The 16,270-nt window shown below is 43.7% G+C and carries 13 protein-coding genes; 4 read left to right on the top strand and 9 right to left on the bottom strand.

What is annotated here, in order from left to right:
* Nucleotides 1-21: 21 nt before the first annotated feature.
* From fdoI to fdnG, 3 genes are read right to left on the bottom strand one after another with little or no spacing between them, the layout of a single operon-like run.
* Nucleotides 22-678 (bottom strand): formate dehydrogenase cytochrome b556 subunit, encoded by a 657-nt coding sequence (fdoI, locus tag AABS66_RS15140; RefSeq protein ID WP_047755785.1) that lies wholly within the window; start codon nt 676-678, stop codon nt 22-24.
* Nucleotides 675-1,622: a formate dehydrogenase subunit beta gene (fdxH, locus tag AABS66_RS15145; RefSeq protein WP_206085639.1), complete on the bottom strand. Its 948-nt coding sequence runs from the start codon at nt 1,620-1,622 to the stop codon at nt 675-677. Before fdxH ends, fdoI begins: the two co-directional genes overlap by 4 nt.
* 11 nt (nt 1,623-1,633) lie before the next feature.
* Nucleotides 1,634-4,681: a formate dehydrogenase-N subunit alpha gene (gene fdnG, locus AABS66_RS15150; RefSeq protein WP_349415923.1), complete on the bottom strand. Its 3,048-nt coding sequence runs from the start codon at nt 4,679-4,681 to the stop codon at nt 1,634-1,636.
* Between the two features lie 173 nt (nt 4,682-4,854).
* Between fdnG and fdhD the strand changes: the two genes are divergently transcribed.
* Nucleotides 4,855-5,685, top strand: a complete 831-nt coding sequence (gene fdhD / locus AABS66_RS15155) for a formate dehydrogenase accessory sulfurtransferase FdhD (RefSeq protein WP_430225125.1) — start codon at nt 4,855-4,857, stop codon at nt 5,683-5,685.
* A gap of 198 nt (nt 5,686-5,883) precedes the next feature.
* On the opposite strand, the gene AABS66_RS15160 is transcribed toward fdhD, so the two are convergent.
* The 6 genes from AABS66_RS15160 to rpmH all read right to left on the bottom strand — a co-directional run bounded on the left by AABS66_RS15160 (nt 5,884) and on the right by rpmH (nt 11,897).
* Nucleotides 5,884-7,554, bottom strand: coding sequence for a trypsin-like serine peptidase (locus AABS66_RS15160; protein WP_206085634.1), 1,671 nt, complete (start codon nt 7,552-7,554; stop codon nt 5,884-5,886).
* Between the two features lie 462 nt (nt 7,555-8,016).
* Complete coding sequence (mnmE, locus tag AABS66_RS15165; RefSeq protein WP_206085632.1) at nt 8,017-9,381, bottom strand: tRNA uridine-5-carboxymethylaminomethyl(34) synthesis GTPase MnmE; 1,365 nt, start codon at nt 9,379-9,381, stop codon at nt 8,017-8,019.
* A gap of 115 nt (nt 9,382-9,496) precedes the next feature.
* Nucleotides 9,497-11,146: a membrane protein insertase YidC gene (yidC, locus tag AABS66_RS15170; RefSeq protein ID WP_206085629.1), complete on the bottom strand. Its 1,650-nt coding sequence runs from the start codon at nt 11,144-11,146 to the stop codon at nt 9,497-9,499.
* A 2-nt stretch (nt 11,147-11,148) separates the two neighbouring features.
* Nucleotides 11,149-11,409: a membrane protein insertion efficiency factor YidD gene (gene yidD / locus AABS66_RS15175; protein ID WP_036959180.1), complete on the bottom strand. Its 261-nt coding sequence runs from the start codon at nt 11,407-11,409 to the stop codon at nt 11,149-11,151.
* A complete protein-coding gene (rnpA, locus tag AABS66_RS15180) occupies nt 11,373-11,732 on the bottom strand; it encodes a ribonuclease P protein component (protein ID WP_004906229.1) in 360 nt (119 codons plus the stop codon). Before rnpA ends, yidD begins: the two co-directional genes overlap by 37 nt.
* Before the next feature lie 21 nt (nt 11,733-11,753).
* Nucleotides 11,754-11,897 (bottom strand): 50S ribosomal protein L34, encoded by a 144-nt coding sequence (gene rpmH / locus AABS66_RS15185; RefSeq protein ID WP_004906236.1) that lies wholly within the window; start codon nt 11,895-11,897, stop codon nt 11,754-11,756.
* Between the two features lie 759 nt (nt 11,898-12,656).
* On the opposite strand from rpmH, the gene dnaA reads away from it, so the two are divergent.
* The 3 genes from dnaA to recF are packed head-to-tail and all read left to right on the top strand — an operon-like array spanning nt 12,657 to nt 16,258.
* Nucleotides 12,657-14,048: a chromosomal replication initiator protein DnaA gene (gene dnaA / locus AABS66_RS15190; RefSeq protein ID WP_206085627.1), complete on the top strand. Its 1,392-nt coding sequence runs from the start codon at nt 12,657-12,659 to the stop codon at nt 14,046-14,048.
* Nucleotides 14,049-14,053: 5 nt separating this feature from the next.
* Nucleotides 14,054-15,154, top strand: coding sequence for a DNA polymerase III subunit beta (gene dnaN, locus AABS66_RS15195; RefSeq protein ID WP_430225126.1), 1,101 nt, complete (start codon nt 14,054-14,056; stop codon nt 15,152-15,154).
* A 9-nt stretch (nt 15,155-15,163) separates the two neighbouring features.
* On the top strand, nt 15,164-16,258 hold the full coding sequence (gene recF, locus AABS66_RS15200) for a DNA replication/repair protein RecF (RefSeq protein WP_206085623.1): 1,095 nt from the start codon (nt 15,164-15,166) through the stop codon (nt 16,256-16,258).
* The last annotated feature ends 12 nt before the right edge of the window (nt 16,259-16,270 follow it).

The following is a 16,270-nucleotide window of genomic DNA, read 5'->3' on the forward strand; positions in this document are numbered from 1 at the left end:
TATTACGTGACAAGATAAAACTTAGTTTTTCTCTTGCTGTTGTTTTTCTTGCTTTTCTTTTTCAAGAAGTTGGCGGTACCACAGTGGGTGGTGCTTTCTCGCCCAACCACGGGTCACCCAACCTTCGACCATCGCACGAACCGAACCTTTCACCCAAATCGCCGCGTAAGCGTGAACCACAATCATAATGATCAACGCAATCGCAGAGAGTGAGTGGATCAGAATCGCTGCACGATAAACAGGGATTGGGAAGTATTCGGCAAAATAAGGGCGCCACATGATGACACCTGTGACCACTAGCGCCAATAAGCAGATAGTGACCACCCAATACACCCCTTTTTGACCGAGGTTATACTGACCTACATCGCCTGCTTCTTCGTTTTTCAATACTTTGCCGATATTTTTTGCCCACTTAATATCTTCTTTATTAATGAAGTTATGGTGGAAATAACGGAAAAACATGAACACGAACAGCAAGAACATCGCCGTACCCACGAATGGATGCAAAATACGCGACAGCTGTGGCGTGCCTAAAATATTCATAAACCAGTTCAGTGAGGGGAAGAAAAACCCTAAGCCACTGATTGCTGTGAACAAAAAGCAAATCACAACCGCCCAGTGATTGATCCTTTCAATCGGCTTATGGCGGATAATTTTGTCGTTATCATCTGGCATCATTTCTGATCCTCCCCTTCTTTTGACTTGGAAGTGTCATCAGATGACATTGCATTATGCAAATCTTCTAGAGCCTCTTCTTCATCTTTTTTGGAGACGCGGTTCGGACCAATACCCACATAGTGGAAGATGGCCGCCGCAAATGTTGCAGCAAAACCAACCGCAGCTAACGGCTTCCAGATACCTTTCCAGAAAGTCACTGTTGGGCTAATTGTCGGGTTTTCTGGCAGTCCGTGGTACAACTGAGGTTTATCTGCGTGGTGCAGGACGTACATCACGTGCGTACCGCCAACACCTTCAGGGTCATATAAACCTGCATTTGCATAACCACGGGTTTTCAGCTCTTCAACACGCTCACCCGCCATGCCAATCATGTCTTCTTTGCTACCAAAGTGAATAGCACCTGTTGGGCATGTTTTCACACACGCAGGTTCTTGACCCACTTCAACACGGTCAACACACAGCGTACATTTGTATGCACGGTTATCTTCTGGGTTGATACGCGGTACGTCGAACGGGCAACCCGCGATACAGTAACCACAACCAATACAGTGTTCTGATTGGAAATCAACAATACCGTTTTTATACTGAACAATCGCACCTTCTGAAGGACACGCCTTCAGACAGCCTGGGTCAGCACAGTGCATACAGCCATCTTTACGGATCAGCCATTCGAATTTATCGTTCTCTTCTACTTCAGAGAAGCGCATTACCGTCCATGACTTGGCGGTTAAATCGGTTGGGTTATCATATACCCCAACGTTGGTGCCGATTTTGTCACGGATATCGTTCCATTCGGAACACGCGACCTGACACGCTTTACAGCCGATACAGGTCGTTACGTCGATAAGCTTTGCAACTTCTTCCTTATAGTCCCGCACCTGAGGCGCGGGAGTCAGGGAATTGGTGGCGGAGCGACGAATAATGTCCTGAGATTGCATTGACATAATTTATCTCCTTACACCTTTTCCACGTTGACAAGGAATGATTTAAATTCCGGCGTTTGTGTATTCGCATCGCCCACATATGGCGTTAGCGTGTTGGCAATAAAGCCTTTCACCGCCAAACCTTCAAAGCCCCAGTGAATTGGAATACCAATAGTATCGATATCTTTTCCAGCCACTTTCAGCGTATGAATACGTTTGGTGACCACCGCTTTTGCTTTAATGTAGCCACGTTTAGAACTCACTTTCACCGTATCGCCTTGCTTGATGCCTTTTTCATTTGCCAAACGTTCACCAATTTCAATGAACTGCTGTGGTTGAATGATGGCATTCAGTAATGCGTGTTTTGTCCAATAGTGGAAATGCTCGGTCAAACGATAAGTGGTTCCCACATAAGGGAATTCTGTCGCTTTACCCATTTGCGCCCAGTCGTCTTTAAACACGCGAGCCGCAGGGTTAGACACCACATTTGGATGCAGTGGGTTAGTATCCAGCGGCGTTTCGATAGGTTCATAGTGCTCTGGGAATGGGCCTTCGGCCATTTTATCCAGTGCAAACAAACGTCCCATACCTTCAGGCTGCATGATAAACGGCCCTACACCACTTCCAGGAGGTGCATTGCTATAGTCAGGAATATCCATCCCTGTCCATTTGCTGCCATCCCACTCAAGAATTTGACGTTTCGGATCCCACGGTTTACCCATTGGGTCTGCCGATGCACGGTTATAAATGACGCGGCGGTTCAGCGGCCATGCCCATGCCCAACCTAATGTGTTACCCAGACCTGTTGGGTCAGAGTTATCACGATTCGCCATTTGGTTACCTTTCGGCGTCCAGCTACCGGCAAAAATCCAGCATCCACTTGCAGTTGAACCATCATCACGTAACTGTGCAAACGAGCTCAGTAGATCGCCTTTTTTGACCAGAACGTTACCGTCAGCGTCTTTGAGGTCAACTAATGCATAACCGTTGTTTTCTTGCGCGACTTCTTCTGGCGTTGGATTATCAGTATCCAAGTAGTTCCAAGTCATGCTAAGCACTTGCTCAGGAAGTGCCCCACCTTCGGTTTTGTACAGTTGACGTAAACGGTGGAAAATACCCGACAGAATCTCACCATCACTGATGGCCTCGCCTGGGGCATCTGCACCTTTCCAGTGCCACTGCAACCAACGTGCTGAGTTAACAATCGAACCATTTTCTTCAGCAAAACAGCAAGATGGCAAGCGGAATACCGTCGTTTGAATTTCCGCTGGATTTACATCGTTCATTTCGCCGTGGTTTTGCCAGAAATTCGACGTTTCCGTATTCAGTGGGTCAATAGTAATCAAGAATTTCAGTTTTGATAACGACTTAACCACTTTGTTTTTATTCGGGAATGACGCTAATGGGTTAAAGCCTTGGCAGATATAACCATTGACTTCGCCCTTATCCATCATCTCGAAATAACGCAGCACGTCATAGCCTTGATCCCACTTCGGTAAGTAGTCAAAGCCCCAGTCATTTTCTTTCTGCGCTTTATCACCGTAGAAGGTTTTCATTAAGCTCACGAAGAATTTCGGGTAATTCCCCCAATAATTCACCTGACCGGCCACCGTGGCTTTCGGCGTATTCGCCGCTAAATAACTTTCTAATGTGGTTTGTTTTTCTGATGGTAATGTCAAGTAACCTGGTAAGCTTTGTGATAACAAACCTAAGTCAGTCAGACCTTGGATATTGGAGTGCCCACGCAGTGCGTTTACACCACCCCCTAACATACCCATATTACCTAAGAGCAATTGGATCATCGCCATCGTACGGATGTTTTGCGCACCCACCGTATGTTGAGTCCAACCTAACGCATATAAGAACGATGCTGTTTTATCTTTAACACTGGTTTCTGCAAGGTATTCACAGACTTGCAGGAAGTCTTTGATTGGCGTACCACAGATGTTATTCACCACTTCTGGTGTATAACGGCTAACGTGTTCTTTTAATAAATTCAGTACACAACGTGGGTGTTTTAGAGTCGGATCGCGCAGCGCAAGGCCGTTTTCATCCATCTCATAGTTCCACGTGGTCTTATCATATTGGCGTTTTTCTGCATCATAGCCAGTAAATAGACCATCATCGAAGCCAAAATCTTCACGGATCACTAAACTCGCATTGGTATACGCTTCCACGTATTCACGCTGAATTTTTTCATTATCCAGTAAGTATTTGATAACACCTGATAAAAACGCAATATCTGTACCTGAACGGATAGGCGTGTAGAAATCCGCCACTGCCGCTGTACGGGTAAAGCGTGGGTCAATAACAATTAATTTGGCTTTATTATGGATTTTAGCTTCCATCGCCCAGCGGAAACCAACTGGATGCGCTTCTGCCGCATTACCACCCATAACAACGATTAGGTTTGCATTTTTAATGTCAACCCAATGGTTGGTCATCGCACCGCGACCAAATGTTGGAGCAAGACTTGCTACCGTTGGTCCGTGTCAGACACGCGCTTGGTTGTCTACGGCAAGCATGCCGAGAGCGCGGGTGAATTTTTGTGTTACAAAACCAGTCTCATTGCTTCCAGCTGATGCACACAGCATACCGGTGGTTAGCCAACGGTTAACCGTGACACCGTCTTTATTTTTTTCGATAAAGTTCGCATCGCGGTCTTCTTTCATCAACTTAGCGATACGGTCAAAAGCGTCGTTCCACGTGATACGTTTCCACTCATTGGTACCAGGCTCACGCACTTCGGGGTATTTTAAGCGGCTTTCACTGTGGATGAAATCGATAAGTCCAGCACCTTTCGGACAAAGTGCACCACGGTTTACCGGATGATCCGGGTCCCCTTCAATATGGAAAATGCTCTCTTTTGCATTTTTCGCGCCATCACCGAGGCTGTACATTAACAGCCCACAGCCGACAGAACAGTAGGTACAGGTATTTCTGGTTTCCTTCGCACGCAGTAATTTATACTGGCGCGTTGACGCTAACGCGGTTGCAGGTGCAAAACCTAACGCCGCTGCCGTCGTACCTGCCATACCGCCAGCGCAGATCTTAAAGAACTGCCTTCTGCTGACTTGCATGGGGATCTCCTCATTTACATTGCTCATGTTTACCTAACGTCAATTGCGATAATCAGGTAAACTGTTTTTATTCAACGTCTTCCTTACGTCCCAGGTTCATTGCCTGGCAAATGGTGTAAATTCTTTTTACCCATAATTAATATTATGTATCATTAATGCTAGGAATTCATCTAATGTATGAAACAAATACTACAAATGACTCCCAAATCACCCAAATGATTGGCTTAAACAGCACAATTGCGCAACAAAAAGGCAACCTTGATTCACCAGTGAAAGATTACGTTGCAGAAGAATATCCTGTTGCATTAGTGTTCAATGGCATATCCCATGTGGTAATGATGGCAACCCCAAAAGATCTTGAGGATTTCGCTGTCGGGTTCTCACTTTCGGAAGGCATAATACAGTCCAGTGATGAAATTCGTGGAATTGATATCGTTGAAGGCTGCAATCGGGGCATTGAAGTTCACGTGGAATTATCTAGCCGCCGCTTTATGGAACTCAAAGAACGTCGTCGTAATTTAGCAGGCCGCACAGGCTGTGGTATTTGTGGCACAGAGCAGCTTGATGAAATTTTTAAGCCTATCTCTCCCCTACCTTTCAGCCAAACCTTCTCTCTCTCGCACCTTGATAATGCATTGCATGAATTGAAAAAAGTACAGGAAATTGGCGCACTAACAGGCTGTACCCATGCCGCTGCATGGATATCCCCAGAAGGTCAATTAGTCGGTGGTTGTGAAGATGTCGGCCGCCATGTTGCTCTTGATAAACTACTGGGAATGAAAAGCCGTCATCAATGGCAACAAGGAGCCGTTTTGGTTTCCAGCCGTGCCAGTTATGAAATGGTGCAAAAAGCCGCAAGCTGCGGCGCGGAAATTCTGTTTGCTGTTTCCGCCGCGACCGCACTTGCCATCGAAGTAGCAGAGAAAGCCAATTTAACCTTAGTGGGTTTTTGCCGCCAAGGTAAAGCGACGGTGTTTACCCATGGTAGCCGTATTACGGATTAACGTGTTGAGCCTGAAAGTGAATGCAGCACCCCACCCACAAACAAGAAAGGGATTAATAGCAGATTAAAACGCTCACATTCGAACTTGGCCTTAATAAACAGTGCATACACTAAATTTCAGCTAATACACTGGATGGCAATATTGATTTACTAAACACCTTAATTCATTCAAATACAGAGAAATATTAAATCACGACAGTTATTCAGACTGCAAAGAGACCTTAATTAAAATGTTTTTGCTGGGTTCCCCTTGCCATGATTTTGCCTGCAACGGAATGATCCCTTCATAAACACTATTTTCTAATACAAGGTGTGGGTTATCTTTAGGAAAGTATTCCAATACTAGCCGAGAGAATTTATTCTGGGAAGCACATGAAGCAGCCGTATTCATTGAGTTCGTAGCGCACTCTGTTTGGCGAGAAGCTCTGAAATTAACAAGGACTTCATCACCTAATGAATTCTTTAACAGCCCCTTTACCTGTGAGTATGCTTTTTCAATCCAGACCAAAGACAGTGGCCCCTGCCCGCGATACAACGCAACAAACCCATAATAATCATTGCCATTTACCGTGTAGCTTGTCGCATTTTTTTTATCTTGGCTAAGGTTCAATGCTAACATTTCAGCACTTTCGATATCAAATGGGGCCACATAAGGATCATATCTATCATAAATCAACCGGATAACGTGATTTTTAATATTTTGATTATCATTAGATATTTTGAATGCAATCCAACATTTCACTAATTTTTCTGCTTCAATGTCAAAATGATAGAACTTTAAGAACACATCTCCTGTGATCTCATCATCATGGAGATGTGTTTGATGCCCCTCTTTCACTACACTTGCTTTAAATGACAACGGGAATATCTCATGAGTCACTAAATCAATAGCATCAACATACATTATTGAATAATTTTCATAGTCTTCAATTTTCACCGTATCAAAAGGAATAATACTACTCCCTTCATTCAGTGATATCGGTATTAATGTTTCTAACGCATTAATGGGATTTAGTTCCAGGTTGGTTGATGCAACATGACCAAGCCCAATAACGGATATATTGCTATTTCCAATCAACCCGCCTAATTCAGCATTCAAATTTTGAACTGCGACACCCACATTGACAGTCCCGCCCCCCCAATGTAATCCAATAATTTGATTACTGGCTCTTGATATAACTGGAGAACCTGATGATCCCCCTTGGGTATCAGCATTATGAACTATTTTATTGCCATTATTTTCAACGTTTAATATCTCAGCAAATTTGCCATTTTTTATATCGCCAATATGCATTGGGCGTAAACCACCATCACCATATTGTGGAATATAAATATTCTCGCCTTTAACCGGATTACTTTGGCTTAATGCTAGCCCACCAAATAATGCTTTCACATTAGAATTTAAATAGTCAAATTCATCTAAGGTAAATAATGCATAATCATTATCGCTAGCGCTGATCCCCCGCTTTAATACCCTGCCTGGCTTTAAACGAACAGGTTCAGTCACTGCGGATGTCGAACTACAAGTCTCATTAAACCAATTAAACCATATTTCGCCATTGATTAAATTAGGATCACTTTCGACAACATGGTTATTAGTGAGAACATGGTTTTCACTACCAATTAAGGAACAAGACCCCCATCCACCAATACGTGCAGCTGCACTTGATAACGCATACTCCGCAATTGTGCTTCCTTCATAACACATATAAGGTTTTCGTTCGTCTTGGCCGATAATCACCCTTGAGTGATTATCGTGCTCAATCGAATCTAGGAAAAAAGAAAAAACATTTTCTACATCAGTGAGTAATGGTAATCTAACACGAATATTAACGCCGCTACTCGGGATCGTCATTATCGCCTCATTCATCTGATAAAAACTTTCTCGCTGTATAACGCTATCCCCATATTCAAATTCAACAAAACTATTTTTAGGTAAATTAATATGTGAGAAATACAACTTTAAAAAATTCGAATTAGTGCGTTCGAAAAAAAAGGTATGAAGCTTTTCTTTGCTATTTTTTTTAATAATATCAATATTAATTTTTTCATTAACACTTTTTACATCATATATTTCCATCATTGAGCCCTTTATTTAAAATTTAAATTACAGGGTTAATGATAGTTTTTTTATTCATGTAAAAAATAACATAAAAATTAATATTGTTTTTTATTATTTAATTAAAATAAAAATAACAGGGTAAATAACAATTTTAGTAGTGATTTAATATTCAAAAGTGAATGATGACTTATATGTAATGCGTTGCTCAGCTGTTTTTAGGTCAGGTATCAGCACGAATTCAATAATCGGCTGATACCCTCTCAGATTTTACTATTTTCCAATACAGAAACTGGAGAAAATACGGCCTAATAAATCATCAGAGGTAAATTCACCTGTGATTTCACTCAGCTCTTGTTGAGCTAAACGTAATTCTTCTGCCAATAACTCACCGGAGCGAGCGTTCACTAACTGGTCATATCCCTGTTCTAGGTGAACGGCCGCTGCATTCAGTGCTTGTAAATGGCGACTACGAGCAAGGAAACCACCTTCAGTATTGCTATTAAAGCCAATGGTTTCTTTTAGGTGATCGCGCAACAAATCAATACCTTTTTCTTCACGTGCAGACAAACGAATTAACGGATAACGAGTATTATCAATAAACTCAACTGGTTCGCCTGTCATATCTGCTTTGTTACGAATGACGGTGACCGGAAGTTCATCAGGTAAGCGCGCCATAAATTCAGGCCAAATTTCTTGTGGTTCCGTGGCATTGGTTGTGGTGCTATCCACCATAAACAACACATGGTCAGCTTGTTCAATCTCTTTCCATGCGCGCTCGATACCAATACGCTCAACTTCATCACTGGCTTCGCGCAGACCTGCGGTATCAATGATATGCAGTGGCATCCCATCAATATGAATATGTTCACGCAGTACATCACGCGTGGTCCCCGCAATATCGGTTACAATTGCGGCTTCACGACCTGCTAATGCATTAAGCAAACTGGACTTCCCTGCATTTGGGCGCCCCGCAATCACCACCTTCATTCCTTCACGCAATAAACTACCTTGGCGAGCTTGGGAGCGAACTTGTTCTAAATCTGCCACAACTTCATTGAGTTTGGCTTCAATTTTACCGTCAGAAAGGAAATCAATTTCTTCATCAGGGAAATCAATCGCGGCTTCCACATAGATGCGTAAGTGAGTGAGTGCTTCCACTAACTGGTGGATATGGGAAGAAAATGCGCCTTGTAAAGAGTTCATCGCAGAGCGCGCAGCCTGTTCAGAACTTGCATCGATCAAGTCTGCAATCGCTTCGGCTTGGGCTAAATCGAGCTTATCATTTAAAAATGCGCGCTCAGAAAACTCTCCAGGATTTGCGATACGAATACCATCGATAGCTAGAATTCTTCTCAGTAATAGGTCAAGGATGACCGGGCCACCATGCCCTTGTAGCTCAAGAACATCTTCCCCTGTAAAGGAGTTGGGGCCAGGAAAATAAATCGCAATGCCTTGATCAAGAACAGCGCCTTCCACATCACGAAAAGGGAGATAATCCGCATAACGCGGCTTAGGAAGTTTCCCCAATACGGTTTCAGCAACCAGTGCCGCCTTCGGGCCTGATACACGTAAAATACCGACACCACCACGACCGGGAGGTGTTGCCTGTGCGATGATAGTATCGTTAATCAGCATGATGTTTCTCTGTCTTTGACTTTTTGAAAAGAATAAGGCGACCTTATCTGGTCGCCTTAATACTACTATAGAATCCCGCTTTGTGAAGCCATTCCCATCTTACTGAGAACCGAGATTATTTTTTCTCTTTTTTATCGCGACTGTGCAGACCACGTTTTTCCAAGCCACGGTAAATCACTTGTTGCTGGATGATGGTTACTAAGTTACTCACGATATAATACAGTACCAGACCTGATGGGAACCACAGGAAGAAGATAGTGAACACAACTGGCATGTACGTCATAATCTTCTGCTGCATTGGGTCAGTGACTGCTGTTGGTGACATTTTCTGGATAACAAACATCGTCACACCCATTAATACTGGCAGGATGTAGTACGGGTCTTGTGCAGACAAGTCTTGGATCCAACCAAAGAACGGTGCATGACGCAGTTCAACAGAACCCATCAACATGTAGTAAAGTGCAAGGAAAATAGGCATTTGGATAAGCAGCGGTAAACAACCACCCAGTGGGTTTACTTTTTCTGCTTTATACATCGCCATCATTTCTTGGCTCATACGCTGTTTATCATCACCAATACGCTCACGCATTGCCGCCAGTTTTGGTTGCAGTAAACGCATTTTCGCCATGGAGGTGTACTGCGCTTTAGTCAGCGGATACATGATACCACGAACGATAAAGGTGATAACGATGATGGCAATACCCCAGTTACCCACGAAACCGTGAATAAATTTCAGCAATTTAAACAATGGCTGAGAGATAAACCATAACCAACCGTAATCAACAGTTAAGTCTAAGTGTGGTGCAACTGCTGCCATCTCAGACTGAATTTCTGGGCCAACCCATAACGTTGATGAATAAGTACCTGCGCCATTTGCGGCAATCGTCATTGGTTCACTCTTATAACCAATGATGGCAGATTTTTTATCAAGGTCGATGGTGTAGAACGTGCTTTTCTCTGCGCTTGCAGGGATCCAAGCTGTCGCAAAGTATTGTTGCAACATCGCAACCCAACCGCCTTTCGTTGTCAGGCTCAGGTTTTTATCTTCGATGTCTCCAAAGCTATATTTTTTATAGTTGTTTTCATCGGAAGAATACGCCGCACCGCGGTATGTGTGCAGAGCAAAGTTGCTGCTCCCTGTATCACGTTCTTTTGGTAATTCGATAGTTTGTTTTAACTGACCGAAAAACGCCAACGTTAGCGGCTGTGCTGTAGGGTTTTGGATGCTGTATTCAACTTCAACCGTATATTGACCGCGTTTTACAATGTACGTTTTTTGGTAAACAACGCCGTTGTTATCCGTAAATGACATTGGTACACGTAATACGTCTTGGCCGTTCGCTAATGTGAAAGTTGCAGAATCTGCAGAGTATAGCGGACGTTCACCGTTATTATTTGCTGGGTTGTCTGGGCCATGAGGGCCAATCAAACCACTTTGTGCCTGGTAGACAAAGCCTGGGTTAGTTTCCAGTAAACGGAAAGGGTCTTCCGAATGAAGGGTCGCAGGATAGGCTAACAGGTCAGCCTCATCGATATCACCACCACGAGTATTGATGCGAATATCCAGTACATCCGTTTTAACGGTGATGAGCTTACCTTGCCCACTGCTAGTTACTGCTTGGGCATCACTGCTTGGCATATCCGCTTGTTGCGAAGTTTGAACAGTTTTAACGTCCTGAGCAACTTTATCGCTCTCCCAGGCCTGCCAAACTAAGAACGACACGAACAACAAAGCGATGAGTAGAAGATTGCGTTGCGAATCCATCGTTATAATTCTCTATTATCATCAGTTTTTCTGGGTGGGACAGGATCATCTCCACCAGCGTGTAAAGGGTGGCATTTTAATACGCGTTTCGCCGTTAACCAACTCCCTTTTAGCATACCAAACCTGCGCAATGCCTCAATTCCGTAATTTGAACAAGTAGGATTGAAGCGACAACGAGGCCCTAACAACGGGCTAATCGCCAGTTGGTAGCCTCTGATCAGCATGATCAGGATTTTTGAGCCAAGCGACGGTGACGACGCCATAACTTATCCAATGCTTCCGTGATCTGTTGATTGTCGAGATTGGCAACCCCTTTCCTTACCAATACCACAAAGTCCATTGAAGGCAACTCGTGTTGATGCAGACGAAAGTATTCACGCGCTAATCGCTTAATACGATTTCGCTCATGAGCTCGTTTAACATTTTTTTTGGCGATGGTAAGACCGATGCGGGGATGCCCCAGCTCGTTTAGGCGACCAAGGATTGTTATCTCTGGGGAACTCGCCCTCTGCGGCTGCTTAAAGACATTATCGAAATGCCTGGGAGTTAACAAGCGTAACTCCCGGGTAAAAGCGAGCGTAACCACTGGAATAGAGGGCTAGCTTTATTACTTAGATGAAACGGTCAGACGAGCGCGGCCTTTAGCACGACGGCGAGCCAGGACCTGACGACCATTTTTAGTGGCCATACGAGCACGGAAACCGTGTGAACGGTTGCGCTTCAGTACGGACGGTTGAAAAGTGCGTTTCATAACGATTTCTACCTAACTTTAAAATTTATTACTGATTCAGTAAACGCGTTGGCAACCAGTGGAAACTGATTTACACCTGTGCCTCTATCGCAACAATATAGAAAGAGGCAGGATTGTAATAAAACATAGGGGGTCACGTCAATAAAATGACGCAATCAAACCACTTTTATTTATAGCCTGGCTGACCGGTTTGCCGACATATGCTGTGACAGTCAACTCATGATTCTATTTTCATACTGACTGACAACCTGCTTTTCGTCTGTATTCAAGTCTAACGTTAACGCGAGAACAGAACGCAGAACCCAACAAGTATACCTCAGTTTCGTGTAAAAACCACATCAGCACTGTGCACAGGGAGGAAGATTATACGGACTCCACCCTAAAGCGCAAGGATCTTCCCGCGATCTAAAAATATTTTTTGATCTTAAGGAATATTTTCACTAAATCGTCTAGAGTTATCCCCAGCCATGTGGAAAAACGAACAAAAATTCAAGTAGCCCAGCTAACTTCTTCCTTATAGGCGATGCCTTATCACATTTACCTGTGGATAAAAAGCATAAAAACTGTGTAAAAGAATGAAGATCTCTGGTGAATTTTGCGGTATGATCGCAGGTCTATTCTGATCCACAGATCAGCAATATGCGGTGAGTTAAAGTTAATCTAAAACCACTCTGAGTCGTTTTAAAAATGGCTCTTAGAAAATTCTGTGTTTAAATCCGTACTTCTTTGTTCCATTGACCTTGTTTAGGGGAGCCCAACGTGTCACTTTCGCTTTGGCAGCAATGTCTTGCCCGATTGCAGGATGAACTACCTGCCACAGAATTCAGTATGTGGATACGCCCCCTTCAAGCTGAATTAAACGATAATACATTGGCACTTTATGCCCCAAATCGTTTCGTTCTCGACTGGGTTAGGGATAAATACATCAATAATATCAATGAATTATTGAATGATTTTTGTGGTTCTGACGCACCTGCACTACACTTTGAAGTAGGCAATAAACCGATTACCGTCGCGCCGGCAGCCCCCCAAGCACGCACCATTCATGAAGTGCCTGCTTTTGCCGTACCGTCAGCCCCCGTTAAACCGAGTTGGGACAACTCAGCCAAAGTACAACCTGATGTCGCTTATCGTTCTAATGTGAATCCTAAGCATACATTTGATAACTTTGTTGAAGGTAAATCGAACCAATTGGCTCGCGCAGCAGCGAGGCAAGTGGCTGAAAATCCAGGTGGCGCCTATAATCCATTATTCCTTTATGGTGGAACAGGTTTAGGTAAAACCCACTTATTACATGCTGTAGGTAACAGCATCATGCAACATAAGGCCAATGCACGTGTCGTTTACATGCACTCTGAACGTTTTGTTCAAGATATGGTCAAAGCTTTACAGAACAACGCGATTGAAGAATTCAAGCGCTATTACCGTTCTGTCGATGCATTATTAATTGATGATATTCAATTTTTTGCCAATAAAGAGCGCTCACAGGAAGAATTTTTCCATACGTTTAACGCATTACTTGAAGGCAATCAGCAAATTATTTTAACATCCGACCGCTATCCGAAAGAAATCAACGGGGTGGAAGATCGCTTAAAATCACGCTTTGGTTGGGGCTTAACCGTCGCTATTGAACCACCTGAACTGGAAACGCGTGTAGCGATCTTAATGAAAAAAGCAGATGAAAATGAAATCCAACTTCCAGGTGAAGTGGCCTTTTTCATTGCAAAACGTCTGCGTTCGAACGTCCGTGAATTGGAAGGCGCGTTAAATCGTGTGATTGCCAACGCAAACTTTACTGGCCGCGCGATTACTATCGATTTTGTCAGAGAAGCACTGCGTGACCTATTAGCACTACAAGAAAAGCTGGTAACTATTGATAATATTCAGAAAACAGTTGCTGAGTATTATAAAATTAAAGTAGCAGATTTACTTTCAAAACGCCGTTCTCGTTCTGTCGCACGTCCGCGTCAGATGGCAATGGCACTAGCGAAAGAGCTAACTAACCATAGTTTACCTGAAATCGGGGATGCCTTTGGCGGCCGTGACCATACCACGGTGTTACACGCTTGTCGTAAAATTGAACAGTTACGAGAAGAAAGCCATGACATCAAAGAAGATTTTTCTAATTTAATCAGAACATTATCATCTTAATTGCTATGAAATTTATAATAGAACGCGAGCAGTTATTAAAACCGTTACAACAGGTTAGTGGTCCTTTAGGTGGGCGTCCAACTCTGCCTATTTTAGGTAACCTTTTATTACAGGTAAAAGAAGGCACCCTCCAACTCACTGGAACCGACCTTGAAATGGAGATGATGGCCAATGTCACCCTAACTGGGGAACATGAAGTTGGCGCAACAACGGTGCCCGCACGCAAATTTTTCGATATTTGGCGTGGATTACCTGAGGGTTCTGAAATTCATGTAGAGCTCAATGATGACAGACTGCTCGTCCGTTCTGGTCGTAGCCGCTTCTCATTATCGACGCTGCCTGCGGCTGATTTTCCAAACTTGGATGATTGGCAAAGCGAGGTTGAGTTTTCTCTTCCGCAATCAATACTGAAACGTTTAATTGAAGCGACTCAGTTTTCAATGGCGCACCAAGATGTCCGTTATTACCTCAACGGCATGTTATTTGAAACTGAAGACCAAATGCTCAGAACCGTTTCAACCGATGGCCACCGTTTGGCTGTTTGCGCGATGGATATTGGTCAATCACTGCCATCCCACTCTGTCATTGTTCCACGTAAAGGCGTGATTGAGTTAATGCGTTTATTAGATGGTGGCGATGCACCTCTGCAATTGCAAATTGGCAGCAATAATATTCGAGCCCATGTTGGCGATTTTATTTTCACCTCTAAATTGGTGGATGGTCGTTTCCCTGATTACCGCCGCGTATTACCGAAAAACCCAGACAAAACATTAGAAGCGCGTTGTGATTTACTTAAACAAGCGTTTTCTCGCGCGGCAATTTTATCAAATGAAAAATTCCGCGGTGTCCGTCTGTATTTTAGCGAAAACCAATTGCGCATCACGGCGAATAACCCAGAGCAAGAGGAAGCCGAAGAAATCGTTGACGTGAGCTATCAAGGCACTGAAATGGAAATCGGCTTTAACGTCAGTTACATTTTAGATGTCCTTAACGCACTGAAAAGTGAAAATGTACAGCTGCTGCTAACTGATGCAACTTCTAGCGTACAAATTGAAGATACCGACAGCAAAGCCGCTGTTTATGTCGTCATGCCAATGCGTTTGTAATCGGTATTTATGATCCTTTCGCGTTTATTGATCCGCGATTTTCGAAATATAGAAAATGCGGATCTCTCCTTAGCCAATGGGTTTAATTTTCTCATTGGCCCAAATGGGAGCGGTAAAACCAGTATATTGGAAGCAATATACACCTTAGGCCATGGCCGTGCATTTCGCAGCATTCAAGCGAACCGCGTTATACGCCATGAGCAAGAACAATTTATTCTTCATGGTAAACTTAGCCACTTAGATGAAACGCGTAACGACCTTTCATTAGGCTTAAGCAAAAACCGCGAAGGTGACAGTAAAGTCCGAATTGACGGAACAGATGGCCATAAAATAGCTGAATTAGCAAAATTATTGCCAATGCAGTTAATTACCCCTGAAGGTTTTACCTTACTCAATGGTGGCCCTAAATATCGACGCGCTTTCATTGATTGGGGCTGTTTTCACAATGACCCACTGTTTTTCTCTGTTTGGTCAGATTTAAAACGGTTATTAAAGCAGCGAAATGCCGCTTTACGGCAAGTCACTCGTTATGAGCAAATTCGCCATTGGGATGCTCAGTTAGCACCGCTTTCAGAGCAGATAAGCCAATGGCGCCAAGACTATATTTCTGGCATCGCTGAAAATATAGAGCAGACTTGCCAACAGTTTTTACCCGAATTTTCATTATCCGTTTCCTTCCAACGCGGCTGGGATAAAGAAATTGATTATTCAGAACAACTAGAACGCCAATTTGAGCGTGATAGAGCACTAACCTATACCGCTTCAGGGCCACATAAAGCGGACTTGCGTATCAGAGCCAATGGTACACCCGTTGAAGATATGCTATCACGGGGACAGCTCAAGCTGTTGATGTGTGCACTTAGGTTAGCGCAGGGTGAGTTTTTCACCCGTCAGAGCGGGCAGCAATGCCTGTATCTGCTGGATGATTTTGCCTCCGAACTCGATGCGGGCCGCCGTCAATTATTGGCAGCTCGCCTCAAAGCTACGCAAGCACAGGTGTTTGTCAGTGCCATTACACCCGAGCAAGTTAATGATATGATAGATGCAAATAGCAAGATGTTTAGCGTAGAACATGGCAAAATAGAAGTTCAACCTCAGAAATAGAAAGAGCAGGAA

Source organism: Providencia sp. SP181, assembly GCF_050446505.1.
GTDB classification, from domain to species: Bacteria; Pseudomonadota; Gammaproteobacteria; order Enterobacterales; family Enterobacteriaceae; genus Providencia; species Providencia vermicola.